Genomic DNA, 24611 nt, shown 5'->3' with positions numbered 1-24611 from the left:
ACTAGATAATAAGAAGGTATTTCATTTTTTAAAGCGTTGGTTAAGTCCTCGATCTATTAGTATCAGTCAGCTCCACATGTCGCCACGCTTCCACCTCTGACCTATCAACCTGATCATCTTTCAGGGATCTTACTAGCTTGCGCCATGGGAAATCTCATCTTGAGGGGGGCTTCATGCTTAGATGCTTTCAGCACTTATCCCGTCCGCACGTAGCTACCCAGCTATGCCTTTGGCAAGACAACTGGTACACCAGCGGTGCGTCCATCCCGGTCCTCTCGTACTAAGGACAGCTCCTCTCAAATTTCCTGCGCCCGCGACGGATAGGGACCGAACTGTCTCACGACGTTCTGAACCCAGCTCGCGTACCGCTTTAATGGGCGAACAGCCCAACCCTTGGGACCGACTACAGCCCCAGGATGCGATGAGCCGACATCGAGGTGCCAAACCTCCCCGTCGATGTGGACTCTTGGGGGAGATAAGCCTGTTATCCCCGGGGTAGCTTTTATCCGTTGAGCGATGGCCCTTCCATGCGGAACCACCGGATCACTAAGCCCGACTTTCGTCCCTGCTCGACTTGTAGGTCTCGCAGTCAAGCTCCCTTGTGCCTTTACACTCTACGAATGATTTCCAACCATTCTGAGGGAACCTTTGGGCGCCTCCGTTACTCTTTAGGAGGCGACCGCCCCAGTCAAACTGCCCACCTGACACTGTCTCCCACCCCGATAAGGGGCGCGGGTTAGAATTTCAATACAGCCAGGGTAGTATCCCACCAACGCCTCCACCGAAGCTAGCGCTCCGGCTTCTCAGGCTCCTACCTATCCTGTACAAGCTGTACCAAAATTCAATATCAGGCTGCAGTAAAGCTCCACGGGGTCTTTCCGTCCTGTCGCGGGTAACCTGCATCTTCACAGGTACTATAATTTCACCGAGTCTCTCGTTGAGACAGTGCCCAGATCGTTACACCTTTCGTGCGGGTCGGAACTTACCCGACAAGGAATTTCGCTACCTTAGGACCGTTATAGTTACGGCCGCCGTTTACTGGGGCTTCGGTTCAAAGCTTCGCTTGCGCTAACCTCTCCCCTTAACCTTCCAGCACCGGGCAGGTGTCAGCCCCTATACTTCGCCTTGCGGCTTCGCAGAGACCTGTGTTTTTGCTAAACAGTCGCCTGGGCCTATTCACTGCGGCTTTTCCGGGCTATTCACCCTAAAAAGCACCCCTTCTCCCGAAGTTACGGGGTCATTTTGCCGAGTTCCTTAACGAGAGTTCTCTCGCACACCTTAGGATTCTCTCCTCGCCTACCTGTGTCGGTTTGCGGTACGGGCACCTTACATCTCACTAGAGGCTTTTCTTGGCAGCGTGGAATCAGGAACTTCGGTACTATATTTCCCTCGCCATCACAGCTCCGCCTTAATGGAAACGGGATTTGCCTCGTTTCCGGCCTAACTGCTTGGACGCGCATATCCAACAGCGCGCTTACCCTATCCTTCTGCGTCCCCCCATCGTTCAAACGATGTATAGGTGGTACAGGAATATCAACCTGTTGTCCATCGCCTACGCCTTTCGGCCTCGGCTTAGGTCCCGACTAACCCTGAGCGGACGAGCCTTCCTCAGGAAACCTTAGGCATTCGGTGGAAGGGATTCTCACCCTTCTTTCGCTACTCATACCGGCATTCTCACTTCTAAGCGCTCCACCAGTCCTTCCGGTCTGACTTCAACGCCCTTAGAACGCTCTCCTACCATCGACACCCTACGGTGTCAATCCACAGCTTCGGTGATACGTTTAGCCCCGGTACATTTTCGGCGCGGAGTCACTCGACCAGTGAGCTATTACGCACTCTTTAAATGGTGGCTGCTTCTAAGCCAACATCCTGGTTGTCTAAGCAACTCCACATCCTTTTCCACTTAACGTATACTTTGGGACCTTAGCTGGTGGTCTGGGCTGTTTCCCTTTCGACTACGGATCTTATCACTCGCAGTCTGACTCCCAAGAATAAGTATTTGGCATTCGGAGTTTGACTGAATTCGGTAACCCGTTGGGGGCCCCTAGTCCAATCAGTGCTCTACCTCCAATACTCTCATCTTGAGGCTAGCCCTAAAGCTATTTCGGAGAGAACCAGCTATCTCCAGGTTCGATTGGAATTTCTCCGCTACCCACACCTCATCCCCGCACTTTTCAACGTGCGTGGGTTCGGGCCTCCATTCAGTGTTACCTGAACTTCACCCTGGACATGGGTAGATCACCTGGTTTCGGGTCTACGACCTCATACTCATTCGCCCTATTCAGACTCGCTTTCGCTGCGGCTCCGTCTCATCAACTTAACCTCGCATGAAATCGTAACTCGCCGGTTCATTCTACAAAAGGCACGCCATTACCCATTAACGGGCTTTGACTACTTGTAGGCACACGGTTTCAGGATCTATTTCACTCCCCTTCCGGGGTGCTTTTCACCTTTCCCTCACGGTACTGGTTCACTATCGGTCACTAGGGAGTATTTAGCCTTGGGAGATGGTCCTCCCTGCTTCCGACGGGATTTCTCGTGTCCCGCCGTACTCAGGATCCACTCAGGAGGGAACGAAGTTTCAACTACAGGGTTTTTACCTTCTTTGACGGACCTTTCCAGATCGCTTCATTTACCCCGTTCCTTTGTAACTCCATGTTGAGTGTCCTACAACCCCAAGAGGCAAGCCTCTTGGTTTGGGCTAATTCCGTTTCGCTCGCCGCTACTCAGGAAATCGCGTTTGCTTTCTCTTCCTCCGGGTACTTAGATGTTTCAGTTCCCCGGGTCTGCCTTCAGTACCCTATGTATTCAGGTAAAGATACTGTTCCATTACGAACAGTGGGTTTCCCCATTCGGAAATCTCCGGATCAAAGCTTACTTACAGCTCCCCGAAGCATATCGGTGTTAGTCCCGTCCTTCATCGGCTCCTAGTGCCAAGGCATCCACCGTGCGCCCTTTCTAACTTAACCGTTAAAAAAGTCTTACAGATGCTTTGAAAAAATTAATTGCCTTCTATCTATTATCTAGTTTTCAAGGAACAAAGTGGAGAGAATCCATCACATCGTGATGCCTCTTCCTTCATTGAATGAATTACTCATTCAAAACTGAACAAAACAAAAGCGCACTCGTATTATCCTTAGAAAGGAGGTGATCCAGCCGCACCTTCCGATACGGCTACCTTGTTACGACTTCACCCCAATCATCTGTCCCACCTTAGGCGGCTGGCTCCATGAAGGTTACCTCACCGACTTCGGGTGTTACAAACTCTCGTGGTGTGACGGGCGGTGTGTACAAGGCCCGGGAACGTATTCACCGCGGCATGCTGATCCGCGATTACTAGCGATTCCGGCTTCATGCAGGCGAGTTGCAGCCTGCAATCCGAACTGAGAATGGCTTTATGGGATTCGCTTACCTTCGCAGGTTTGCAGCCCTTTGTACCATCCATTGTAGCACGTGTGTAGCCCAGGTCATAAGGGGCATGATGATTTGACGTCATCCCCACCTTCCTCCGGTTTGTCACCGGCAGTCACCTTAGAGTGCCCAACTGAATGCTGGCAACTAAGATCAAGGGTTGCGCTCGTTGCGGGACTTAACCCAACATCTCACGACACGAGCTGACGACAACCATGCACCACCTGTCACTCTGTCCCCCGAAGGGGAACGCCCTATCTCTAGGGTTGTCAGAGGATGTCAAGACCTGGTAAGGTTCTTCGCGTTGCTTCGAATTAAACCACATGCTCCACCGCTTGTGCGGGCCCCCGTCAATTCCTTTGAGTTTCAGCCTTGCGGCCGTACTCCCCAGGCGGAGTGCTTAATGCGTTAGCTGCAGCACTAAAGGGCGGAAACCCTCTAACACTTAGCACTCATCGTTTACGGCGTGGACTACCAGGGTATCTAATCCTGTTTGCTCCCCACGCTTTCGCGCCTCAGTGTCAGTTACAGACCAGAAAGTCGCCTTCGCCACTGGTGTTCCTCCAAATCTCTACGCATTTCACCGCTACACTTGGAATTCCACTTTCCTCTTCTGCACTCAAGTTCCCCAGTTTCCAATGACCCTCCACGGTTGAGCCGTGGGCTTTCACATCAGACTTAAGGAACCACCTGCGCGCGCTTTACGCCCAATAATTCCGGACAACGCTTGCCACCTACGTATTACCGCGGCTGCTGGCACGTAGTTAGCCGTGGCTTTCTGGTTAGGTACCGTCAAGGTACCAGCAGTTACTCTGGTACTTGTTCTTCCCTAACAACAGAACTTTACGACCCGAAGGCCTTCTTCGTTCACGCGGCGTTGCTCCGTCAGACTTTCGTCCATTGCGGAAGATTCCCTACTGCTGCCTCCCGTAGGAGTCTGGGCCGTGTCTCAGTCCCAGTGTGGCCGATCACCCTCTCAGGTCGGCTACGCATCGTCGCCTTGGTGAGCCATTACCTCACCAACTAGCTAATGCGCCGCGGGCCCATCTATAAGTGACAGCGTAAACCGTCTTTCCATCTTCCTTCATGCGAAGGAAGAACGTATCCGGTATTAGCTCCGGTTTCCCGAAGTTATCCCAGTCTTATAGGCAGGTTGCCCACGTGTTACTCACCCGTCCGCCGCTAATCTCAGGGAGCAAGCTCCCGTCGATTCGCTCGACTTGCATGTATTAGGCACGCCGCCAGCGTTCGTCCTGAGCCAGGATCAAACTCTCCGAAGAAATGTTTGACATGCTCATTTGCTTTTTTATTAGTGTGTGCTCACTTAAAATTTAACGTTGGCGCTTTGTTTTGTTCAGTTTTCAAAGAGCAATTTTTTCGCTTAATCTCTCTTAGCGACTTTAATATCTTAACATTTCATTCTCATGTCGTCAACAACTTTTTTTAAAAAGTTTTTTTCATCTCTTTTTAGAAAGCCTTTATGTTGCAGCAACTTTTATAATATAACAGCGTCCAAATCAATAGTCAATAGGTTTTACGAATAAAATTAACTTTTACCCCTCATCATGGATTAAGCTTCGATAATTTCGTTTTCAACTTCATATAGACAAGGCATTCCTCTTCAGTGCTCACCCTTTTTAACAAACTGAAAAGGAGATTGAATTTCTCGTTCATGGCCCTTTTGATTATGTGATCCATCCTTTCATCCTGAAAATCGGTGAGGATTTCATCCATTTCCCTTTTTAACAGATATTCCAATTCCATTTTTTCTTTGTCACTAATCAATAAACCGAGCATGGCCTACACCTCCAACAGACATCTTTCCCTAAATATACGATTTTTATCAAGCCTGCCGTGATTTTTTTTGCATAACAAAAATCCGCCCGCATAAATTTGAAGACAAGAGTCTTGGACAAGGGGATGGAATTAATGAAATTTTTCATGGTGCTTCAAGCAAAGAACATCAAATTTTATTCGTTAATTTTACTCACGGCACTGTTTACCGCTTGGTTCCTATTTGTACAAAACATTCTCCACGCTCCTGTTTTTTCTACAGAGGACGGACCAAAAGCGGTTTATAAAGGAGAGAAGAATGTTGCGATCACATTCAATATTGGCTGGGGGGATGAAAAGGCGGAACCGATAATCGAAACTTTAAAGAAGGAGAAAATTAAGTCTGCCACTTTTTTTCTTTCAGGTTCTTGGGCAGAGCGTCATCCTGATATCGTTGCCCAAATCGTAAAAGATGGATATGAAATCGGTATGCTCGGGTACGACTATAAGGATTATTCCGAAATGGAGGATCAAGACATCATTCGGGATATCTCTAAAGCCCAGGAAGCATTTAAAAAGCTGAATGTGAAAAATATAGAGCTTCTCCGGGCACCAACCGGTCATTTTGATAAACGGCTTTTAAAGATCAGTGAAAATTTTGGTTATACCGTAGTTCATTGGAGCATTGATTCAAAGGATTGGACCAATCCAGGCGTGGAACGAATTGTCCAGAATATCAACAAGGCCCAAAAGGGCGATATCATCTTATTGCACGCTTCCGACTCGGCAAAGCAAACGAATAAGGCACTGCCGGAACTGCTGGATGAACTTCGCGCAAAAAATTTGACCTTCGTGAACGTATCAGAGATGATATCCAACTCATCGGCAAGCAGTGAGGAGATCCGCTAAACAGACACTCGACAAAATGCAGAGAACGGCGTACCTATAGGTTCGCCGTTCTTATCTGGAACAGTAAGGTTAGCTGCCTTTCCCCAATTCGCCAGCCTTCACATTATTCCCCTTAGCTTCAGCTTGCTTCCGTGCTCTTTTACCTGCCAATTCCTGTTGGGAACGCTCGATCAATTTGCTTAAAACCAATAATTGATAAGCATTGCAGACCAACAAGGGAAACAGCATGAAGTAAAGCCAGCCTTCATCATTTGAATTTAGAACAGGCAACCACTCCAAAACCGTGAATACGACCATGAAAAACAAAGCGGGGATGAACGATTGTCCGTTCGCTTGCTTCATTTTGAAAAAAGCCGTAACCACCGCTGCAGCCAACACAACCAAGGCCAGCACGATGTAGGAGCTGATCCCTTCCCCTGCTCCGAAGTTAAGATACCGCAGATAAACTAAATCGAATACAACAAAAAGGATGAGTACAATTTGTACGGCATTCCAGAGGTAAGCGCTTTTAAAAATCCCCAGACCGAATCGATGTATCGTTAAATAGGCAAAAAAGCCCGCTTGGCTTATGACACTGAAAATTAATCCAACACCGAACAACCAAATAAAGGTTGAAAGGATGCTACTGACTTCAAAAGAAGAAAAATAAGGCTTGAACTCACCCCATCGAGCCAAGAACCCTACAACTCCCCCAGTTATGCCACCGATAAGCAATGTCGTAAAAAACAATTTAACTAAATTACGGCTGTTCATTGTTTTCCCCCATATATTTCTATTTCATTTCTTTAATTGTACCAACCAAATTTGGAAAAATCCACTTATTCTACCAGGGAATAATATCGCCATTTGGAACCATATTAACAGTAAGAAGGATGAAAGGGGACCTGCGTGTGAAAGTGGGAGTTGCTTTGCTATTTACGTCATTCTTACTCATTTGTTCCGGTTGTGCTCAAAATGGGGCAGGTCAAGATAAGATGGAGTATGAAGAGACAAAGAAAATGGTCGTGGATATCCTGAAGACTGATGATGGAAAAAAAGCCATCCAGGATATTATTTCCGATGATCAAACAAAAGCTGAACTTATTATGGATTCCGATGTCATTAAGAAATCCATTGAAGATATGATCACTTCAGATAAAGGTAAGGAGTTTTGGAAAAAGACTTTTAACGATCCAGAATTTGTGGCCGCTTATGCTAAAGCTCTAGAAGATGAACATAAGAAGATATTGAAGGACTTAACGAAAGATCCGCAGTACCGTGGAATGCTCATGGAAATATTAAAGGAACCCGATTTGGAAAAAGAAATGAATAAACTATTGAAAACGAAGGAAATGCGTTCCGTATACAAAGAATTGATTATCGAAACCATGGATAGTCCACTCGTTCAAGCGAAGCTGCAGGAAAGATTGGATAAAGCAGCTACAAAAGCTGCTGAAAAGGAAACTAAAGGCGAAGAAAAAGATAAGAAGGATAAGGAATGACATAATAAGGCTGATTCCAATTTTGGAATCAGCCTTTATTTTTTTATTGAAGCTTTTCAATGACCTTCTTGGCGATATCCTCATAAATCCTGCCTAGCCTATGGTCTGCTGCGTAAATGGATGGGGCGAAGTCCTCTTCATTCCAATCCGGCTGCTGCAGGGGAAGTTGTCCCAAAACCTCTGTTCGGAGTTCTTCAGCAAGCTTCGCGCCGCCTCCTTTACCGAATACATATTCTTTTTCGCCAGTCGTTTTACTTTCAAAGAATGACATATTCTCAATGACTCCAATGACTTCATGCTCTGTCTTGATGGCCATCGCACCGGCTCTTGCAGCAACGAAGGCTGCAGTTGGATGCGGTGTCGTCACGATGATTTCCTTACAGGAAGGCAGCATCGTATGGACGTCCAAAGCAACATCACCCGTACCTGGCGGCAAGTCGAGCACTAAATAGTCCAACTCTCCCCACTCCACTTCATTGAAGAAACTGTTCAGCATTTTGCCAAGCATTGGGCCTCTCCAGATGATTGGTGCATTATCTTCGACAAAAAAGCCCATCGAGATTACTTGAACGCCAAACCGTTCAACCGGGATGATTCTCTCCCCGCGAACGACAGGTCGTTTTGTAATTCCCATCATATCAGGTACGCTAAATCCATAGATATCAGCATCAACGAGACCGACCTTTTTCCCTAAACGAGCAAGTGAAGTAGCGAAATTCACTGAAATCGTCGATTTTCCGACTCCGCCTTTACCACTGGCAATTGCAATGAATTGCGTCTTGCTGTTTGGTCCAAGTAAGCCTTGGTCCCCTTCATCCTGCGGTATATTTTCACGGTGTTTAGCTAGCTCATCTTCTGAAAGCTCCGTGAAGCGAATTCCTACCGATTCCGCTCCATTCGTTTTCAGCAAGTCCACCACTTCCGTTTGCATTTGCATTTGTTCCGCAGTCCCGGTTTTCGCAATCGCAAGTTTAACGCTTACATGATTCTTTTCTGGTTTTATCTTGATTTCAATAATCCCATTTGTTTCTTCAAGGCTTTTATGTAGAAAAGGGTCTTTAAGATCCTTTAGTAAATTCAGTACTTTCTCTTCTGTGAACAAGTCGAGCACCCCTTTGTATTCGTTTTATTTTCCCATTTCAGTATATCATATTCCGGAAAGAAAGCTTATCATCTGCCCTATTTCGATGAACGGCGCATTGGCCCATAGTAAAAAGGCCTTGCACCCCACAAGACCCCGACCTCATTCTTCATCCGCTAGCTTCTCCTCTGTAAAATAACGTAAAATCCCCATATAAATCGAGCTGGCAATCTTTTCTTGATACTTATCACTAATAAGGCGTCCCCTTTCCTCATCATTGGAAAGAAAGCCTATTTCCACGAGTGCTCCCGGCTTCTTCGCATAATTCATTAAATAAACATGGTTGATCGTTTTTGCATCTCGCTTTGTATTTTCAAGATTTCTTATGATTTCAGTCTGAATGAATTTAGCCACTTGTTCATTTTCCTCATATCGCTTCGTATAAAAGGTTTGGGCACCCTTCGATGACGCTGATGGAAAAGAATTCAAATGGATGCTTAAAAATAAGTCCGCTTCCGAATCATTGATCATTTCAACTCTGTTCCGCAGGTCCTCCTGTTTTCGCTGCCGGATTCCCTTCGTATTTCTTTGAGCCAGATCCTCGTCCTTCTCACGGGTCATGATGACAAGGGCTCCCTGCTCCTGCAAATAGTCGCGGACTTTCAATGAAACGGAAAGGGCAATTTCCTTTTCCATTACCTCTTGTACATTCGCTCCGCCATCCATTCCTCCATGACCGGCATCAAGGACGATTACCTTACCTGCCAGGGGAAGGTTCCAGGAGTCCCATGAATCATCTTCAACAAATTTAAACGTTACAATTAAAAAAAGGACAAACAAACCCATGGCGATACCCGTATATTTCAGCTTTCTACGCATGACCGTTCCCCTTCCATGATCCCTATAATAATAAGGTATGGGACAAACCATGGAATTAGAACAATTAGTGCAATTTCATTTTATAACGTTTTTCACCAGTCTTGAAGCCATCCAGCCACCACTCGCCGACAAACCCCTCACAGCAATAAAATAATCCCTCATCGAAGGCGTTATTCGCTGTAACCTCCCGCCAATACAAAATAAAGTTGAACAGGGTATCGATCAAGAACTTTTCTTCCTTAAAGCATCTTGCCCTTACATCATCCTCCGACTCACCGTAATACCCAAACTTGCTGTAATTCGCCCCTAATAAAAAGGCTTCGATGGCAACATCAAAGTAGCCTTCCTCCAAAACTTCCATAAAATCCTGGCCGAAGTAGCGCTGGATCCGCCCCTTCATGTCTTCGATTGAAAGCTCCCTTAGTAACCTGCGCTCGAACTTCAATTGCCTTTCCCTCTGCATCTCCTGTAAACCCAATATTACAGCCATATTTCACCTCCGGGGCTTATCCCCTTATCCCAAATTATTTCCCAAGACATAATTTAGTTTTTGCGTTCTTAATCGAACCATTCATTGATTCCATTGGCAAAAATTAATGAGGATAATTTACTAACGCAGAGAATCGACATTCATGAATACTTATTGGCAAATGACTTAATTGCATCTTGTCCATAAGTTGCTCCCTACCGCCTTTATGCGGGACTAAAGATAAACTGTTCAGTCTCTTTTGTAAGGAAGCTTCATTCGGACAGGAAGCTGCCCAGGGCGCCAAGGACCACCTCGAGAAGCAAACCAATCAGCTTGCACCGGCATCCATCCCTATCTAATAAAGTGATGGAAACGGAATGCCCCCCCAATCCCATTTAAGCTTCTCTCCCGGACCGCCCCTTGAAAAACGATCAAAGTCAAACAATCTCAAACTGTGGGCAATTGGAGCTGTATTTTAATTCTTACGAAAAGATCGAGACTTCCGCTTATATATAAGTTCAGAAGACCCCAGATGCATGAGTTGGCCAATTTATTCCCGGGTTGTTTAGAAAACAGCGTAAAAAACGAGTCGAGCGCTAAATATGCGAGTAATGTGCTGAAGCTTGCGAGCAAAGCAGCTATACTCACGAGTAAGGAACTCACGCTCAGTCGCAAAGCTTGAAGGACGGACCAGCTCTGGATAAGGGGAAGCTCATAAACTGCGGGCAATATAATTAGATTTACCTACAGAAAAAAGCGCAGTCAAGATGACTGCGCTTCTTATCATGATCTGTTATATCAGAGGACAAGCTCAGGGAGCTTCCCGAGCTTGTCCTTTGTTCCATTCATTTTAAAAAGGTGTTTGTTTCCCCCTCTTATATCTGTCTCGCTCTCTGCTTTATGCGTCCTGCAAGCGGCACGACGATGATACCGGCCAGGACGACCTGCATCACGTTACCTGGGATGGAGCCAAAAGGCTGAATCCAGTTGCCATAGAGGATGACTTCGACGAAGTAGTAGCCGACGATTTTAATGATGAGTGCAACGGCAACGGCCAAAGTGTATACGACCACTCTTTTGCCCGGTACTTTTTCGGCTATGAAGCCGGCTAGAAACCCCATAGTACCGACAATGATGAATGTGAATGGCGCCCACGCTGCCCAGCCGGAGAAAAGATCGAAGAGGGCCATCCCGAAGGCTCCTGCTATCGCCCCGGTTTTTTTGCCGTAAACGAGTGCCGCTATAAACAGCGGAACGTTACCAAGGTGGATAAGGCCGCCGTTACCCATTATCGGGAGCTTAATATTGATGAACATTGTAGCTACAAGCGTCAATGCGATGAAAAGTGCGTTGATGACCAAGGTCCTTGTTTTAGTCGTTTCTACCGATGAGTATGCTGAATTCATGTGAAGTCCTCTTTCTGTTTTTTAAGTATTATCATACTCCTAAACAGAAAGTTAATAAATATGGATTTTACAAATAATTCAGTTTTACACAAATAAACTCAGGTGTAAACATATGGATTATGAAGATCGCCACCATCTGAACCGCGACAGCAGCAGCAAATTTAAATATCATAAGTGGCACATTTTTTAAGATTTGGTTTTGGGATGTATATTATTTTGGATTTACGCAGAGCAGGAAGCAATTGTCGATTTCGCTTTTGTTTTCGCGATAATTAACTCCATTTCAGCAAGATTATCTACTTTTTAATATTTCTGCACCGCACATTTCCGGGCAAAAAAAGACCCCCAACCAAAATGGCTGAGAGTCTTTTGAAACGGTAATGGAATTAACGTTTTGAGAACTGAGGTGCACGACGTGCGCCTTTAAGACCGTATTTTTTACGCTCTTTCATACGTGGGTCACGAGTTAGTAAACCAGCAGTTTTAAGAGACGGACGGTATTCTGGATCAACTTGAAGCAATGCACGAGCGATACCGTGACGGATTGCTCCAGCTTGACCAGTGTATCCTCCACCGCTAACATTTACTAGAATGTCGTAATTTCCAGTAGTTTCAGTTGCAACTAGTGGTTGGTTAACAACTTCACGCAATGCTGCGAAAGGAATATATTCATTAATGTCACGACCGTTAATAACGATGCGACCTTCGCCTGGTACTAAACGTACACGAGCTACTGAGCTCTTACGGCGACCAGTACCATAATATTGAACTTGTGCCAAGATAGTAACCTCCTTAGTAATTATCCGCGTAATTCGTATACTTCTGGTTGTTGAGCAGCGTGTGGGTGCTCAGCTCCAGCGTATACGTGTAATTTTTTGTAGATTTGACGTCCAAGAGAATTCTTTGGAAGCATACCTTTGATAGCAAGTTCAAGCATTCTCTCAGGGTAGTTTGTACGCATTTCAAGAGCAGTTCTAGTTTTAAGACCGCCTGGATGCATAGTGTGACGGTAATAAATTTTGTCAGTCAATTTTTTACCAGTCAGGTGGATTTTTTCAACATTGATTAAAATTACATGATCACCAGTGTCAATGTTCGGTGTAAAAGTTGGTTTATGTTTACCACGTAAGATGGATGCTACTTCAGTAGAAAGGCGACCCAAAGTTTTGCCTTCAGCGTCAATCACATACCATTTACGTTCTACTTCATTAGCTTTCGCCATAAATGTCGTACGCATGGTTAACCTCCTAAAAAACTTTTTAATTTTTTATATTTATTTTCAATCACAATAAACTTCCGGGGCTTATCGTGGGATTAAAATACATACCATATTATATTAACTTCTCCCAGATTCATTGTCAAGGGGATGTTACACTAGGATAAGTTGTCTATAAAACATTCGCTGCAACTCGATGAAAAGGACAATAAGGCGCAAAGCCGCTGCCATTACTGAGTTTCTCGGATTTGCCAGTTGTAAACAAACTGGAATTACATCAAAAATATTTTATTTGTAAAAAACTTTCCATAAATACAACCCTTGGGCTGGAGCCGTTTTCCCTGCAAAGCTGCGGTCTTTTTGGTTCAATATCCCGATTATATCCTGAGGGTCAATCTTGCCGCTGCCGACATCCAGGAGCGTCCCAACCAAAATACGCACCATATTATACAAAAAGCCTTCCCCGACGAAGCGAAAAACCAAGTAGCACCCGTTCTCTTCAAAATCGATTTCATCTATGGTCCGGACTTTATCGACCACTTCCGTCTTTGCCGAACAAAAACTCGTGAAGTCATGTGTCCCGATTAGATGGGAAGCTGCTTCCTTCATCTTCAGCTCATCCAAGGAATAAGGAAAATGATAGGCGTAGTTCCGCTTAAACGGATCCCGCAGTTTGGAGCGATCTATGATGTAACGGTATTCTTTCCCCGTCGTATGGAACCTCGCATGAAAATCGTCGGGAACGATATCGACTTTGAGCACGACAATGTCGTTCGGGAGCAGGGCGCTGAACGCTTTTACCCAATTTTCAGTAGGGAACGTAAGGGGTGAATCAAAATGAATGACCTGCCCCTTTGCATGGACCCCTGAATCTGTCCTGCCCGAAGCAGTCACTTTTATCATTGTACCTTTGTGCATTTGCGCTAAGACGGCCTCGAATTCACTTTGAATCGTGCGCTTCTCAGGCTGTACCTGATAGCCGGCGAATTCCGTGCCGTCATACGCAAGCACGCATTTATATTTTGGCATTGTTCTCTTCCTTATTATGAACGTAATAAAACCAACATAACCGTAAGAAGTCCTAGCGAGACCATCAAAAGGCTATCACTTGTCTTCCAACTCAATTGGCGGTATTTCGTGCGCCCTTCCCCGCCGCGGTATCCCCTGGATTCCATGGCGGTTGCCAATTCCTCAGCCCTCTTGAACGAACTCACAAATAAAGGAACAAGCAGCGGTACGATCGATTTAACCCTTTCCTTGATTGGACCTGAAGAAAAATCGACGCCCCTTGCCGTTTGGGCCTTCATGATTTTTTCCGTCTCCTCCATCAGCGTTGGGATGAAGCGAAGGGCAATGGACATCATCAATGCCAGCTCATGAACCGGCATTTTCCACTTTTTCAAAGGCCCCAACAGCTCCTCCATCCCATCGGTGATTGATATCGGTGTTGTCGTCAGCGTTAATAATGACGTAACAAGGATCAGTAAAGTAAATCTTATCGATATGAACAAACCTTGAATCAGACCGCCTTCATAGATTTCAAACCATCCGTATTCAAACAGCAATTCTCCTTCTTTCGTAAACAGGATATGAAGCAGGAATGTGAATACGATCAAGAAGAAGATGGGCTTCAACCCATTATACAGATAGCGGAGCGGGATCTTCGAAATGCTGATCAACAGGATGGTGAATACTGCAAGCAGGCCATAGGAAAAGAAATTATTAGCCAAAAACACGACACAGACAAACAGGAAGACGAGGAGCAATTTAGCCCGGGGATCCATCTTGTGCAACAGGGAATTGGCAGGGACATAACGCCCGATGATCATTTTATCAAGCATCAGCGGTTCCCCCGTTTCATCGCTTTATCTATTTCAATCGCCAAATCGCCAATATTAAGACAAGGATGATCAAACCGGACTCCGAGTTCTTTCTGAAGCTTCAGCTGAAAACGGACGGTATCCGGCACATCAAGGCCAAGGTCGAGCAGTTGCTCCGGATCGGAGAAGATCTCCTGTGGAGTGCCCTTTTTGAATACTGTGCCTTGGTGCATGATGATGATGTCATCGGCATACTTGGCGGCATCCTCCATGCTATGTGTGACGAGAATGGTCGAGATGCCCTCACGCTTATGAAGCTCATAAAACATGTCCATGATTTCTTTGCGTCCTCGCGGGTCTAATCCCGCCGTTGGTTCATCCAGCACCAATACCTCTGGCTCCATTGCAAGTACACCCGCTATGGCCACACGGCGCATCTGGCCACCAGATAAGTCAAAGGGTGACTTATCAAGGATTTCCTCACTCAAACCAACCTGCCCAATGGCCTTCCTTGCCAGTTGTTTCGCGTCGTTTTCGGACACGCCAAAATTCATTGGCCCGAAGCATATATCCTTTTCCACCGTTTCATCGAAAAGCTGATGTTCCGGGAACTGAAAAACGATTCCAACCTTTTGTCTGATCGGACGCAATGCCTTTTCTTTCTTTCCGGCCTCGATCGTACGGTCCCCGATTATAACCCGCCCCTTCGTCGGTTTTAAAAGGGCGTTCAAATGCTGAAGGAGCGTCGATTTACCGGAACCTGTATGCCCGATGATTGCGGTATAGGTACCCTGCTCCATAGAAATATTGACATCATGTAGGGCCAGATGTTCAAAAGGAGTATTCACCTGATAGCGATATTCTACATCATCGAGTGTAATTCGCATAAATCCTTCACCAACTCTTCCTCTGTCAAATGCCCATCAACCACACGGACACCATTCTTTTGTAACTCTTTCGTCAGCTTCACTGAAAAGGGAATATCGAGACCAAGGGCAATCAATTCTTCCTCTAATTCAAAAATATCCTGAGGTGTTCCTTCACGATATAACCGGCCTTGGTTCATGACGATCATTCGATCAGCTTTGGCAGCTTCCTCAAGATCATGGGTGATTGATATGACGGTAATTTCATTTTCCTGCTTTAATTCCCTGACTGTTTCAAGCACTTCTTCACGGCCTCTTGGGTCAAGCATGGAGGTTGCTTCATCTAAGATGATGATATCTGGCTGCAGGGCTATTACACCTGCTATGGCCACCCTTTGCTTTTGACCGCCGGATAGATGGTGCGGCTCTTGATTAAGAAAGGCATTCATTTTAACCTTATTTAACGCACCATGAACACGCTCCACCATAACCTGCTGAGAAACACCAGCGTTTTCTAAACCAAAAGCCACATCATCCTGAACTGTCGTGCCTACAAATTGATTATCTGGATTTTGAAAAACCATGCCGATCTTCCGGCGTACATCCCATACCGATTCTTCAGTCAATAGTTGATCATTGATTGTAATCGTACCAGAGTTAGCGAACTGAAGACCATTCAATAGTTTCGCTAATGTCGACTTGCCGGAACCATTATGTCCGACAATCGCAAGCCACTCCCCCTGATGAATATCAAATGAAACATCATCCAAGGCATTTCGAGACTGACCCTCATATTTAAAAATGATATTCCTTAAAGAAACCAGCTTCTTCCTCATGTGGCCCTCCTCATACTCGACTGCACTCATCTAAACTAAACTCTGCAAAATCAACGATAACAAGCGTTGACAAACACAGTCAATACTTCTGAAAATATAAAAAAACGCTGCACCCCTTCCACCGAAAGAATTTTCGGTAAATTAAGAGCAGCTTAGTGCGGGCCTGTTACGAAAAACAGGGTATCTTATAATCGCTTATCATAAGCGGGAAGGGATGCTTGAGCTAGACGTGAAGGCTCCCTTCATAAAAGGTTCCGCCAGCCATCGTAACACTCAATGCGAATTTCTAAAAAACAGAATTTCTATTATAAATAAAGAAAAAGGGCATAGAACAAGTGAGTATATTCATTTGTCCCGCCCTTTTTCATCGTTGTTATTAAACTAATTCAATAACCACGACTGGTGCACCGTCACCGCGGCGTGGACCAACTTTCATGATACGAGTGTATCCACCTTGACGTTCTTCATAACGTGGAGCAACGTCACTGAATAATTTTTGAAGGGCATCTGTGCCTTTCTCAGCGTCAGCGATTTCGTTACGGATGAATGCTGCAGCTTGACGGCGTGCATGCAAGTCACCACGTTTACCAAGAGTGATCATTTTATCTACTACAGAACGTAATTCCTTTGCACGTGCTTCAGTAGTTTCAATGCGCTCATGGATAATAAGATCCGTAGCTAAATCACGAAGTAATGCTTTACGTTGTGCGCTAGTGCGTCCTAACTTTCTGTAACCCATTAGAGATTCCCTCCTTTGTTGAAGTTCTATATTGTGTGTCTAAAACAAGGCTCACAACATAATGGATGATTCCGCCATGTTATCAGTCGTCTTTACGAAGACCTAAGCCTAATTCCTCTAGCTTCGCTTTCACTTCTTCAAGTGATTTGCGTCCTAGATTACGTACTTTCATCATATCTTCTTCCGTTTTATGAGCTAGCTCTTGAACGGTATTGATTCCAGCACGCTTCAAGCAGTTGTAAGAACGAACAGAAAGGTCTAATTCTTCGATCGTCATCTCAAGAACTTTTTCTTTTTGATCTTCTTCTTTTTCAACCATGATTTCAGCATTTTGAGCTTCATCGGTCAAACCGACAAAAATATTCAAATGCTCTGTTAAAATCTTAGCTCCAAGTGCTACCGCTTCTTGCGGACCAGTACTGCCATCAGTCCAAACATCGAACGTTAACTTGTCAAAGTTAGACAACTGTCCTACACGTGTATTTTCAACTTGGAAAGATACGCGTGAAACCGGAGTGTAAAGAGCATCGATTGGAATGACACCAATTGGCTGATCTTCTCTCTTGTTTTGAACAGCAGGAGTGTAGCCGCGGCCGCGACGTGCAGATAAACGCATACGCATATGACCGTTTTTACCAATTGTAGCAATATATAAATCCGGATTAAGAATTTCTACATCACTATCATGAGTGATATCAGCAGCCGTGATGACCCCGTCACCTTGAACGTCAATTTCCAGCGTCTTCTCTTCATCAGAGTAAATCTTAAGAGCTAGTTTCTTCACATTAAGAATGATAGATGTTACATCTTCCACGACGCCTTCAATTGTTGAGAACTCATGTAGCACTCCATCAATTTGTATAGCTGTGACAGCAGCACCTGGGAGTGAGGATAAAAGAATACGACGTAAGGAGTTACCCAATGTAGTACCATACCCACGCTCTAGTGGCTCTACGACGAATTTACCGAATTTGGTATCGTCGTTGATTTCAACCGTTTCGATTTTTGGTTTTTCTATTTCGATCATCAATAAACCCTCCTTCAAAACGTCAAAACCCCGGCAAGTAAACTAAGTCACTTAAGCCGAAATTCCCCATGTATACGTTCCCGCTGTGCGCAACAACTGAAAATTAATCCTCTGTAAGAACGCAAACTCAGTATTATATCCCATTATTGACAGGAATACAAAATCTATACAGAAAAATTAAACACGGCGACGTTTTGGTGGACGGCATCCGTTATGTGGAACTGGAGTTACATCTTTAATTGCAGTTACTTCTAGGCCAGCAGCTTGAAGCGCACGAATAGCAGCCTCACGTCCAGCACCAGGTCCTTTAACTGTAACTTCAAGAGTTTTCATACCATGTTCAATTGATGTTTTAGCAGCCGTTTCAGCAGCCATCTGTGCAGCGAATGGAGTGGATTTACGAGATCCACGGAATCCTAGAGCTCCAGCACTTGACCATGAAATAGCATTACCATGAGAGTCAGTGATCGTAACGATAGTGTTATTGAAAGTTGAACGAATATGTGCAATACCAGTTTCTATATTCTTTTTCACACGACGTTTACGTGTATTAGTTTTACGTGCCATGAAAAGTAACCTCCTTTACTAATTATTTTTTCTTGTTAGCTACTGTACGACGAGGTCCTTTACGCGTACGAGCATTGTTTTTTGTGTTTTGACCGCGAACAGGAAGACCACGACGGTGACGTAAACCACGGTAAGAACCGATTTCCATTAAACGTTTGATGTTTAGGGAGATTTCACGACGAAGGTCGCCTTCTACTTTAAGCTTGTCAATGATATCACGAATTTTGTTCAATTCGTCTTCCGTTAAGTCACGAACGCGAGTTTCTTCAGAAACGCCTGCTTCTGCAAGAACTTTCATCGCTGTTTGTTTTCCAATACCATATATATATGTTAATGAGATAACAATACGTTTGTCACGGGGAATATCTACTCCAGCAATACGTGCCATGCTTGAGTGCACCTCCTTCTATTTAGCCTTGTTTTTGTTTATGTTTAGGGTTTTCGCAAATAACCATAACTTTACCTTTTCTGCGGATAACTTTACACTTTTCGCAGATTGGTTTGACTGATGGTCTGACTTTCATTGCTATCTAACCTCCTTATACAGATCGGAGCGTAACCGGGATCATTTGAACCGGTATGTGATTCTGCCGCGAGTTAGATCATACGGGGAAAGCTCAACCGTAACTTTATCTCCAGGCAAAATGCGAATAAAGTGCATACGAATTTTACCGGATACATGAGCTAAAACAGTATGACCATTTTCTAATTCTACCTTAAACATTGCATTTGGCAAAGTCTCTTGTACTGTGCCTTCTACTTCAATTACATCATCTTTCGCCATTAAAGTGATTCTCCCTTCTCTATGCGTGAACCTATAAAAGGTACACATCTTTCCGTCAACATTACTACAGTCCAATTATCCTCATAAGTCTTAAAATTCTGCATCAAGTATTCACCATTTTGTAGAACCAGGCTTTAACTGAGGACCTTATCAGTTGGACCGAAATGAGGGTTTTATGCGTCCTCATGTAAGTCTTGACCGATTCCGTGACCGACATACTCTCGAAATAGAGAAGCAATTAGTCTCGACATAGGTTTGAATAGCATGGGAGATGTTTGAAAGGCGCACGCCTGACATAGCTTCTTTCAACTCTCTATATCACGACTCTTTAGGAATCCCAATAGAGTCACTGCATTTCTTCATCAATTTTGCCGACCGGATATGTCCGTGAAGATCACTTAAAAAGTAATCGCCCAATTCAGGGAATACCAAGTACAAGAACCTGATTAATAAATGTGCGAATGCTCTCGCGAAATCCATTATACCCTTTGTAATAAAGGAATGCACCAAGTTTAGATAGTAAGTTGTAAAATTGGTATGAATTTCTTAAATCAATCCAGACGATTAATTTTGCAAAGCACCAAGTAACACATCAATGTTTTCAAATACCTTATTAATATCTTGCTGTCCGTTAATGTTGACCAAGTATCCTTTTTCTCCGTAGAAATCAAGAAGTGGCTTGGTTTGTTTCAAATTCACATCTAAGCGATTTTGAACCGTTGCTTCATTATCGTCGGCACGTTGATATAATTCTCCGCCGCAGCGGTCGCATACATCATCTTTTGCTGGAGGATTGAATACAAGGTGATATGTCGCACCACAAGACTTGCAAATACGACGGCCTGTCAATCTTTCCATCAAGATGCTTTTATCCACATCGATATTAATGACAAAATTTATTTTGCGATCTAAATCAGTAAGGATGCCCTCAAGTGCCTCTGCTTGGGCCACGGTACGTGGAAATCCGTCAAGCAAAAATCCCTTAAGGCAGTCCTCCTTGCTTAAACGCTCACGTACAATGCCAATGGTAACTTCATCAGGTACCAATTCGCCTTTGTCCATGAATGATTTCGCCTTCAGACCTAATTCTGTTCCATCTTTTATAGCTGTTCGGAACATATCTCCAGTAGAGATATGAGGGATATTATATTTTTCTACGATTTGTTCAGCTTGAGTGCCCTTACCAGCACCCGGCAGACCCATTAAAACTAGATTCAAAATTTTCTTCCCCCTCAAACTCTATAATGGGTAAAGGGAACAAGTCGTTCCCAAAACTCATTACTTTATAAAGCCTTTATAGTGTCTCTTCACAAGCTGTGATTCAAGCTGCTTCATCGTATCAAGGGCAACCCCGACGACGATCAGCAAACTTGTGCCGCCAATCTGTGCAGATTGAGGCAGGTCAGCGAGCTTGATGAAGAATACCGGCAGAACGGCTATGATGGCTAAGAATATAGAGCCTACAAACGTTAAACGGTATAAAACACGTGTTAAATATTCTTGAGTACTCTTACCTGGACGAATCCCCGGCACATAGCCGCCTTGCTTTTTCAAATTCTCAGCCATTTGTTCAGGATTGACCTGAATGAATGCATAAAAATACGCAAAAGCAATGATAAGAGCGACATATATAACCATTCCAACAGGATGGGTATATGTCAGGTTTTCTGTAATCCAGCTAGTCACGCTGTTCTTTCCAAAGAAAGAAGCGATTGTAGTTGGAGTGATCAGAAATGCCATTGCAAAGATTACCGGAATAACCCCCGCAGCATTTACTTTCAATGGTAAATGAGTAGACTGGCCACCCATTTGTGTACGACCTGCCGCAGCACGTTTTGCATACTGAATAGGTATTTTACGTAATGCCTGCTGAATGAAGATGACAGCAACCACGATTGCTAATACTGCTAATACAATGAGGACAATCGATATGATTCGTAAGAATAATTGATCTCCGGCATTTTCGAATTGCTGTGCGTAAATCTGGTTTGCCGTATTTGGCAAGCTAGCAACGATACCAGCAAAGATTATGATGGAAATCCCATTACCCACACCCTTAGCAGTGATCAGCTCCCCTAACCACAAAAGAAAAGCTGTTCCTGCCGTCAAGACAGTTGCAATAAGCAAGTATGTTGCAATTCCAGGATTTTCAATCAACTGGTTATTTGACATATTATTGAACCCGTAAGACATACCCAAAGCTTGGATGAATCCTAGGATAATAGTGAAATAACGAGTGAATTGAGCTAATTTACGGCGCCCTGCTTCCCCTTGCTTAGACCATTCAGCGAACTTAGGAACGACGTCCATCTGTAATAGCTGAACGATGATGGATGCCGTGATATAAGGCATGATCCCCATCGCTAAGATTGAAAAGTTTTGCAGCGCCCCGCCGCCAAAGGTATTTAGAAGACCGATGACGCTCAGCTGGTCCTGTTGAGCAAGAAAATCGGCATTCACATGCGGTACAGGTATAAATGTACCGATGCGATAGACGATTAACATGAGAAGGGTAAAAATAATCTTGTTCCTTATTTCACCCACGCGCATAAAATTGGAGATCGTGCGAAACATTAGATCACCTCTGTTTTACCGCCAGCAGCTTCGATAGCTTCTTTTGCAGTAGAAGAGAATTTGTGAGCTTTAACAGTAAGCTTTTTCTCAATGTTTCCTTTGGCAAGAATTTTGATTCCTGCTTTTTCTTTACTTACAACTCCAGACTCAAGTAAAAGAGCTGGTGTTACTTCAGTACCGTCTTCGAAAAGATTTAACGTATCAAGATTCACGATAGCATAGTCTTTACGGTTAACGTTGGTAAATCCACGTTTAGGCAAACGTCTGAATAGAGGAGTTTGACCCCCTTCAAATCCAAGGCGTACACCGCCGCCTGAGCGAGCGTTTTGTCCTTTGTGTCCTTTACCTGCTGTTTTACCGTTACCAGATCCAATACCGCGACCTTTACGTTTACGTTCTTTACGAGAACCTTCTGCAGCTTTTAACTCATGAAGTTTCATGTTGGCACCTCCTTGTTAAGATAAAAATTATTTTATTGTTCTTTTACAGTAACAAGATGAGCAACTTTGGTAATCATACCGCGAATCGCAGGGTTATCTTCATGAATAACCGTTTGATGCATTTTGCGTAAACCCAAAGTGTTAACTGTAACACGTTGATCTTCAGGACGACCAATCAAGCTGCGAGTGAGGGTAATTTCTAATTTATTAGCCATAATTCGATTTCCCTCCTTATCCTAACAGTTCTTGTACTGATTTACCACGTAACTTAGCTACGTCTTCAGCACGTTTCAATTGCTTCAATCCTTCGATTGTTGCGCGAACCATATTAATAGGTGTATTAGTACCTAATGATTTAGACAAGATATCGCTAACTCCGCCTAATTCAAGTACCGCACGAACAGGACCACCAGCAATTACTCCTGTACCTTCAGAAGCTGGTTTCAATAGAATGTGACCTGCGCCATAGCGACCGTTCACAAGGTGAGGAATTGTAGTTCCAACCATTGGTACAGTAATTAGATTTTTCTTAGCATCCTCAATAGCTTTACGGATTGCATCCGGAACTTCTTGAGCTTTACCAGTACCAAATCCAACATGACCATTTTTATCACCAACAACAACTAGTGCAGTGAAACGGAAACGACGTCCGCCTTTAACAACTTTAGCTACACGATTTACTGTAACTACGCGTTCTTCAAGTTCTAATTTATTAGGATCAATGCTACGCATCTGTTATGTCCCTCCTTATCCATTAAAATTCTAAGCCGTTTTCACGAGCAGCGTCAGCCAATGCTTTAACACGACCATGGAAGAGGTAACCACCGCGGTCAAATACCACAGCTTTGAAACCTTTTTCAACAGCACGTTTCGCAATAAGTTCGCCAACTTTTTGAGCTGCTTCAGCATTGCTACTAGCTTCTATACTGATCTCTTTATCAAGAGTTGAAGCACTTGCTAATGTTACGCCTTTTGCATCGTCAATTAATTGTGCGTAAATGTGTTTGTTTGAACGAAACACATTTAAACGAGGACGAGCTTCTGTTCCAGAAAGCTTAGCACGTACACGTGCATGTCTTTTCTGACGAGTAGCATTTTTATCAAGCTTCGTAATCATTTACGTCACTCCTTTCGTTTACTTATGCGGCATTACTTACCAGTTTTACCTTCTTTACGACGAACGAATTCGCCTTCGTAACGGATCCCTTTACCTTTATACGGCTCAGGTGGGCGAACATCACGGATATTAGCTGCAAGAGCTCCTACACGTTCTTTGCTTGCACCTTTGATGATTACTTTCGTATTAGAAGGAACTTCGACTTCAACGCCAGCTTCTGGCTCTATTTCTACAGGGTGTGAGTATCCTACGTTAAGGATAAGCTTGTTACCTTGCTTTTGTGCACGGTACCCGACCCCGATAAGTTCAAGTGATTTTACGAAACCTGTAGATACACCTTCAACCATGTTGGAGATTAATGCGCGAGTAGTACCGTGTAAAGAACGGTGAGCCTTCTCGTCAGACGGACGTGTTACAGTCAACACGTTCTCCTCAACAGCGATTGTAAGGTCAGGACTGAATGATCTAGTTAATTCACCTTTAGGTCCTTTAACAGTTACATCACTTCCGTTAATAGTAACTGTTACGCCTGCAGGGATTTCAATAGGTTTTTTACCTATACGAGACATATTGTGCACCTCCATTCTTGTGAAAATGTATTACCAAACGTATGCTAAAACTTCTCCGCCAACTTGTTTAGAGCGAGCTTCCTTGTCTGTTAAAACTCCGTGAGAAGTAGAAACAATTGCGATACCTAAACCATTTAGAACGCGTGGAACCTCTCCAGTTTTTGCATATACACGCAAACCAGGTTTGCTGATACGTTTCAGACCAGTGATAACACGTTCGTTGTTTGCACCGTATTTTAAGAAGATACGGATGATACCTTGTTTGTTGTCTTCGATTAATTCAAAGTCACGTACGAAGCCTTCACGCTTTAAGATCTCAGCAATTTCTTGTTTGATCTTTGAAGCAGGAACTTCTAGTTTTTCGTGACGAACCATATTCGCATTACGGATGCGAGTAAGCATATCTGCAATAGGATCTGTCATGACCATTTTATTTTACCTCCTTCCCAAACTCGGGTTTTACCAGCTAGCTTTTTTAACGCCAGGAATTTGTCCTTTATATGCAAGTTCGCGGAAACAAATACGACAAAGTTTAAATTTACGTAATACTGAATGTGGACGTCCGCAACGTTCGCAACGTGTATATTCTTGTACTTTAAACTTCTGTTCGCGTTTTTGCTTTACGATCATAGACTTTTTAGCCACGA

The 24611-nt window shown here is 44.2% G+C and carries 30 protein-coding genes and 2 rRNA genes; 2 read left to right on the top strand and 30 right to left on the bottom strand.

The annotated features are described in order from the left end of the window. Positions 1-36 precede the first annotated feature (36 nt). The 3 genes from MHI53_RS00930 to MHI53_RS00920 all read right to left on the bottom strand — a co-directional run bounded on the left by MHI53_RS00930 (position 37) and on the right by MHI53_RS00920 (position 5208). A 23S ribosomal RNA gene (locus tag MHI53_RS00930) occupies positions 37-2969 on the bottom strand. Positions 2970-3140: 171 nt separating this feature from the next. After that, positions 3141-4691: ribosomal RNA gene (locus tag MHI53_RS00925) — 16S ribosomal RNA — on the bottom strand. The 16S and 23S rRNA genes sit together here, the layout of an rRNA operon. Positions 4692-4974: 283 nt before the next feature. Continuing rightward, positions 4975-5208 carry a hypothetical protein gene (locus MHI53_RS00920; protein ID WP_340372571.1) on the bottom strand — a complete coding sequence of 78 codons (234 nt, stop codon included), beginning with the start codon at positions 5206-5208 and terminating at the stop codon, positions 4975-4977. Between the two features lie 132 nt (positions 5209-5340). On the opposite strand from MHI53_RS00920, the gene pdaB reads away from it, so the two are divergent. Beyond that, positions 5341-6093, top strand: coding sequence for a polysaccharide deacetylase family sporulation protein PdaB (pdaB, locus tag MHI53_RS00915; protein WP_061141121.1), 753 nt, complete (start codon positions 5341-5343; stop codon positions 6091-6093). 69 nt (positions 6094-6162) lie between these two features. Here the strand turns inward: pdaB and MHI53_RS00910 are convergent, their stop codons facing one another. Further along, positions 6163-6846 (bottom strand): KinB-signaling pathway activation protein, encoded by a 684-nt coding sequence (locus tag MHI53_RS00910; RefSeq protein WP_061141120.1) that lies wholly within the window; start codon positions 6844-6846, stop codon positions 6163-6165. Positions 6847-6983: 137 nt separating this feature from the next. On the opposite strand from MHI53_RS00910, the gene gerD reads away from it, so the two are divergent. Continuing rightward, positions 6984-7574 carry a spore germination lipoprotein GerD gene (gerD, locus tag MHI53_RS00905; protein WP_061141119.1) on the top strand — a complete coding sequence of 197 codons (591 nt, stop codon included), beginning with the start codon at positions 6984-6986 and terminating at the stop codon, positions 7572-7574. A 43-nt stretch (positions 7575-7617) separates the two neighbouring features. Here the strand turns inward: gerD and MHI53_RS00900 are convergent, their stop codons facing one another. The 26 genes from MHI53_RS00900 to MHI53_RS00775 all read right to left on the bottom strand — a co-directional run bounded on the left by MHI53_RS00900 (position 7618) and on the right by MHI53_RS00775 (position 24609). Next, a complete protein-coding gene (locus MHI53_RS00900) occupies positions 7618-8676 on the bottom strand; it encodes an Mrp/NBP35 family ATP-binding protein (RefSeq protein WP_061141118.1) in 1059 nt (352 codons plus the stop codon). Positions 8677-8817: 141 nt separating this feature from the next. After that, positions 8818-9534, bottom strand: coding sequence for an N-acetylmuramoyl-L-alanine amidase CwlD (gene cwlD, locus MHI53_RS00895; protein ID WP_061141117.1), 717 nt, complete (start codon positions 9532-9534; stop codon positions 8818-8820). A 64-nt stretch (positions 9535-9598) separates the two neighbouring features. After that, positions 9599-10024, bottom strand: a complete 426-nt coding sequence (locus tag MHI53_RS00890; RefSeq protein ID WP_061141116.1) for a DUF2521 family protein — start codon at positions 10022-10024, stop codon at positions 9599-9601. A gap of 251 nt (positions 10025-10275) precedes the next feature. After that, positions 10276-10398, bottom strand: a complete 123-nt coding sequence (locus tag MHI53_RS00885; protein ID WP_260320121.1) for a hypothetical protein — start codon at positions 10396-10398, stop codon at positions 10276-10278. Between the two features lie 480 nt (positions 10399-10878). Next, entirely contained in the window at positions 10879-11409 is a 531-nt protein-coding gene (locus tag MHI53_RS00880; RefSeq protein WP_061141115.1) for an ECF transporter S component, read from the bottom strand. A gap of 386 nt (positions 11410-11795) precedes the next feature. Then, complete coding sequence (gene rpsI, locus MHI53_RS00875) at positions 11796-12188, bottom strand: 30S ribosomal protein S9 (protein ID WP_057915234.1); 393 nt, start codon at positions 12186-12188, stop codon at positions 11796-11798. Positions 12189-12208: 20 nt separating this feature from the next. Further along, positions 12209-12646: a 50S ribosomal protein L13 gene (rplM, locus tag MHI53_RS00870; RefSeq protein WP_034304960.1), complete on the bottom strand. Its 438-nt coding sequence runs from the start codon at positions 12644-12646 to the stop codon at positions 12209-12211. Between the two features lie 267 nt (positions 12647-12913). Then, complete coding sequence (truA, locus tag MHI53_RS00865) at positions 12914-13654, bottom strand: tRNA pseudouridine(38-40) synthase TruA (protein ID WP_061141114.1); 741 nt, start codon at positions 13652-13654, stop codon at positions 12914-12916. A 14-nt stretch (positions 13655-13668) separates the two neighbouring features. Then, a complete protein-coding gene (locus MHI53_RS00860; RefSeq protein ID WP_061141113.1) occupies positions 13669-14466 on the bottom strand; it encodes an energy-coupling factor transporter transmembrane protein EcfT in 798 nt (265 codons plus the stop codon). Further along, on the bottom strand, positions 14466-15332 hold the full coding sequence (locus MHI53_RS00855) for an energy-coupling factor ABC transporter ATP-binding protein (protein WP_061141112.1): 867 nt from the start codon (positions 15330-15332) through the stop codon (positions 14466-14468). Before MHI53_RS00855 ends, MHI53_RS00860 begins: the two co-directional genes overlap by 1 nt. After that, complete coding sequence (locus tag MHI53_RS00850) at positions 15308-16147, bottom strand: energy-coupling factor ABC transporter ATP-binding protein (RefSeq protein ID WP_340372570.1); 840 nt, start codon at positions 16145-16147, stop codon at positions 15308-15310. The genes MHI53_RS00855 and MHI53_RS00850 overlap by 25 nt, the downstream gene beginning before the upstream one ends. A gap of 376 nt (positions 16148-16523) precedes the next feature. Further along, positions 16524-16886 carry a 50S ribosomal protein L17 gene (gene rplQ / locus MHI53_RS00845; protein ID WP_057915229.1) on the bottom strand — a complete coding sequence of 121 codons (363 nt, stop codon included), beginning with the start codon at positions 16884-16886 and terminating at the stop codon, positions 16524-16526. Between the two features lie 82 nt (positions 16887-16968). Next, complete coding sequence (locus tag MHI53_RS00840; protein ID WP_053349049.1) at positions 16969-17913, bottom strand: DNA-directed RNA polymerase subunit alpha; 945 nt, start codon at positions 17911-17913, stop codon at positions 16969-16971. Between the two features lie 177 nt (positions 17914-18090). Continuing rightward, the gene (rpsK, locus tag MHI53_RS00835) at positions 18091-18480 is read right to left on the bottom strand and encodes a 30S ribosomal protein S11 (protein ID WP_028390438.1); all 390 of its coding nucleotides are present in this window, start codon (positions 18478-18480) and stop codon (positions 18091-18093) included. A 22-nt stretch (positions 18481-18502) separates the two neighbouring features. Further along, a complete protein-coding gene (gene rpsM, locus MHI53_RS00830) occupies positions 18503-18868 on the bottom strand; it encodes a 30S ribosomal protein S13 (protein ID WP_057915228.1) in 366 nt (121 codons plus the stop codon). A 22-nt stretch (positions 18869-18890) separates the two neighbouring features. Continuing rightward, the gene (gene rpmJ, locus MHI53_RS00825) at positions 18891-19004 is read right to left on the bottom strand and encodes a 50S ribosomal protein L36 (RefSeq protein ID WP_003156543.1); all 114 of its coding nucleotides are present in this window, start codon (positions 19002-19004) and stop codon (positions 18891-18893) included. Positions 19005-19045: 41 nt separating this feature from the next. Continuing rightward, on the bottom strand, positions 19046-19264 hold the full coding sequence (gene infA / locus MHI53_RS00820; RefSeq protein WP_028390440.1) for a translation initiation factor IF-1: 219 nt from the start codon (positions 19262-19264) through the stop codon (positions 19046-19048). Between the two features lie 564 nt (positions 19265-19828). Next, positions 19829-20482 carry an adenylate kinase gene (locus MHI53_RS00815; RefSeq protein WP_061141110.1) on the bottom strand — a complete coding sequence of 218 codons (654 nt, stop codon included), beginning with the start codon at positions 20480-20482 and terminating at the stop codon, positions 19829-19831. A 60-nt stretch (positions 20483-20542) separates the two neighbouring features. Then, positions 20543-21838 (bottom strand): preprotein translocase subunit SecY, encoded by a 1296-nt coding sequence (gene secY, locus MHI53_RS00810; RefSeq protein WP_340372569.1) that lies wholly within the window; start codon positions 21836-21838, stop codon positions 20543-20545. Beyond that, positions 21838-22278 carry a 50S ribosomal protein L15 gene (rplO, locus tag MHI53_RS00805; RefSeq protein WP_061141108.1) on the bottom strand — a complete coding sequence of 147 codons (441 nt, stop codon included), beginning with the start codon at positions 22276-22278 and terminating at the stop codon, positions 21838-21840. The genes secY and rplO overlap by 1 nt, the downstream gene beginning before the upstream one ends. Before the next feature lie 32 nt (positions 22279-22310). Continuing rightward, a complete protein-coding gene (rpmD, locus tag MHI53_RS00800) occupies positions 22311-22493 on the bottom strand; it encodes a 50S ribosomal protein L30 (protein WP_057915223.1) in 183 nt (60 codons plus the stop codon). Positions 22494-22509: 16 nt separating this feature from the next. Further along, positions 22510-23010 carry a 30S ribosomal protein S5 gene (gene rpsE / locus MHI53_RS00795; RefSeq protein ID WP_034304987.1) on the bottom strand — a complete coding sequence of 167 codons (501 nt, stop codon included), beginning with the start codon at positions 23008-23010 and terminating at the stop codon, positions 22510-22512. Between the two features lie 22 nt (positions 23011-23032). Next, complete coding sequence (gene rplR, locus MHI53_RS00790) at positions 23033-23395, bottom strand: 50S ribosomal protein L18 (RefSeq protein WP_063235799.1); 363 nt, start codon at positions 23393-23395, stop codon at positions 23033-23035. 32 nt (positions 23396-23427) lie between these two features. After that, positions 23428-23964 (bottom strand): 50S ribosomal protein L6, encoded by a 537-nt coding sequence (rplF, locus tag MHI53_RS00785; RefSeq protein WP_061141107.1) that lies wholly within the window; start codon positions 23962-23964, stop codon positions 23428-23430. 30 nt (positions 23965-23994) lie between these two features. Continuing rightward, the gene (gene rpsH / locus MHI53_RS00780) at positions 23995-24393 is read right to left on the bottom strand and encodes a 30S ribosomal protein S8 (protein WP_061141106.1); all 399 of its coding nucleotides are present in this window, start codon (positions 24391-24393) and stop codon (positions 23995-23997) included. A 30-nt stretch (positions 24394-24423) separates the two neighbouring features. Next, positions 24424-24609: a type Z 30S ribosomal protein S14 gene (locus MHI53_RS00775; protein ID WP_034304998.1), complete on the bottom strand. Its 186-nt coding sequence runs from the start codon at positions 24607-24609 to the stop codon at positions 24424-24426. Positions 24610-24611: the final 2 nt, after the last annotated feature.

The organism is Peribacillus sp. FSL E2-0218 (assembly GCF_037992945.1).
GTDB classification, from domain to species: Bacteria; Bacillota; Bacilli; order Bacillales; family DSM-1321; genus Peribacillus; species Peribacillus simplex_B.
The sequence above is the reverse complement of the archived record's forward strand: the minus strand, read 5'-3'. Positions and strand labels throughout refer to the sequence as shown.

What these genes read in the sequence shown, in the direction of transcription:
- MHI53_RS00850 (WP_340372570.1), bottom strand. Translation starts at nt 16,147, where the DNA reads ATGAGGAAGAAGCTGGTTTCTTTAAGGAATATCATTTTTAAATATGAG.
- MHI53_RS00860 (WP_061141113.1), bottom strand. Translation starts at nt 14,466, where the DNA reads ATGCTTGATAAAATGATCATCGGGCGTTATGTCCCTGCCAATTCCCTG.
- infA (WP_028390440.1), bottom strand. Translation starts at nt 19,264, where the DNA reads ATGGCGAAAGATGATGTAATTGAAGTAGAAGGCACAGTACAAGAGACT.
- rpmD (WP_057915223.1), bottom strand. Translation starts at nt 22,493, where the DNA reads ATGGCTAATAAATTAGAAATTACCCTCACTCGCAGCTTGATTGGTCGT.
- MHI53_RS00920 (WP_340372571.1), bottom strand. Translation starts at nt 5,208, where the DNA reads ATGCTCGGTTTATTGATTAGTGACAAAGAAAAAATGGAATTGGAATAT.
- rpsK (WP_028390438.1), bottom strand. Translation starts at nt 18,480, where the DNA reads ATGGCACGTAAAACTAATACACGTAAACGTCGTGTGAAAAAGAATATA.
- secY (WP_340372569.1), bottom strand. Translation starts at nt 21,838, where the DNA reads ATGTTTCGCACGATCTCCAATTTTATGCGCGTGGGTGAAATAAGGAAC.
- MHI53_RS00885 (WP_260320121.1), bottom strand. Translation starts at nt 10,398, where the DNA reads ATGGGATTGGGGGGGCATTCCGTTTCCATCACTTTATTAGATAGGGAT.
- rplR (WP_063235799.1), bottom strand. Translation starts at nt 23,395, where the DNA reads ATGATTACGAAGCTTGATAAAAATGCTACTCGTCAGAAAAGACATGCA.
- MHI53_RS00855 (WP_061141112.1), bottom strand. Translation starts at nt 15,332, where the DNA reads ATGCGAATTACACTCGATGATGTAGAATATCGCTATCAGGTGAATACT.
- MHI53_RS00890 (WP_061141116.1), bottom strand. Translation starts at nt 10,024, where the DNA reads ATGGCTGTAATATTGGGTTTACAGGAGATGCAGAGGGAAAGGCAATTG.
- truA (WP_061141114.1), bottom strand. Translation starts at nt 13,654, where the DNA reads ATGCCAAAATATAAATGCGTGCTTGCGTATGACGGCACGGAATTCGCC.
- rplM (WP_034304960.1), bottom strand. Translation starts at nt 12,646, where the DNA reads ATGCGTACGACATTTATGGCGAAAGCTAATGAAGTAGAACGTAAATGG.
- MHI53_RS00840 (WP_053349049.1), bottom strand. Translation starts at nt 17,913, where the DNA reads ATGATCGAAATAGAAAAACCAAAAATCGAAACGGTTGAAATCAACGAC.
- rplQ (WP_057915229.1), bottom strand. Translation starts at nt 16,886, where the DNA reads ATGGGTTACAGAAAGTTAGGACGCACTAGCGCACAACGTAAAGCATTA.
- rplO (WP_061141108.1), bottom strand. Translation starts at nt 22,278, where the DNA reads ATGAAACTTCATGAGTTAAAAGCTGCAGAAGGTTCTCGTAAAGAACGT.
- pdaB (WP_061141121.1), top strand. Translation starts at nt 5,341, where the DNA reads ATGAAATTTTTCATGGTGCTTCAAGCAAAGAACATCAAATTTTATTCG.
- rplF (WP_061141107.1), bottom strand. Translation starts at nt 23,964, where the DNA reads ATGTCTCGTATAGGTAAAAAACCTATTGAAATCCCTGCAGGCGTAACA.
- rpsE (WP_034304987.1), bottom strand. Translation starts at nt 23,010, where the DNA reads ATGCGTAGCATTGATCCTAATAAATTAGAACTTGAAGAACGCGTAGTT.
- cwlD (WP_061141117.1), bottom strand. Translation starts at nt 9,534, where the DNA reads ATGCGTAGAAAGCTGAAATATACGGGTATCGCCATGGGTTTGTTTGTC.
- rpsM (WP_057915228.1), bottom strand. Translation starts at nt 18,868, where the DNA reads ATGGCACGTATTGCTGGAGTAGATATTCCCCGTGACAAACGTATTGTT.
- rpmJ (WP_003156543.1), bottom strand. Translation starts at nt 19,004, where the DNA reads ATGAAAGTCAGACCATCAGTCAAACCAATCTGCGAAAAGTGTAAAGTT.
- rpsH (WP_061141106.1), bottom strand. Translation starts at nt 24,393, where the DNA reads ATGGTCATGACAGATCCTATTGCAGATATGCTTACTCGCATCCGTAAT.
- MHI53_RS00910 (WP_061141120.1), bottom strand. Translation starts at nt 6,846, where the DNA reads ATGAACAGCCGTAATTTAGTTAAATTGTTTTTTACGACATTGCTTATC.
- MHI53_RS00880 (WP_061141115.1), bottom strand. Translation starts at nt 11,409, where the DNA reads ATGAATTCAGCATACTCATCGGTAGAAACGACTAAAACAAGGACCTTG.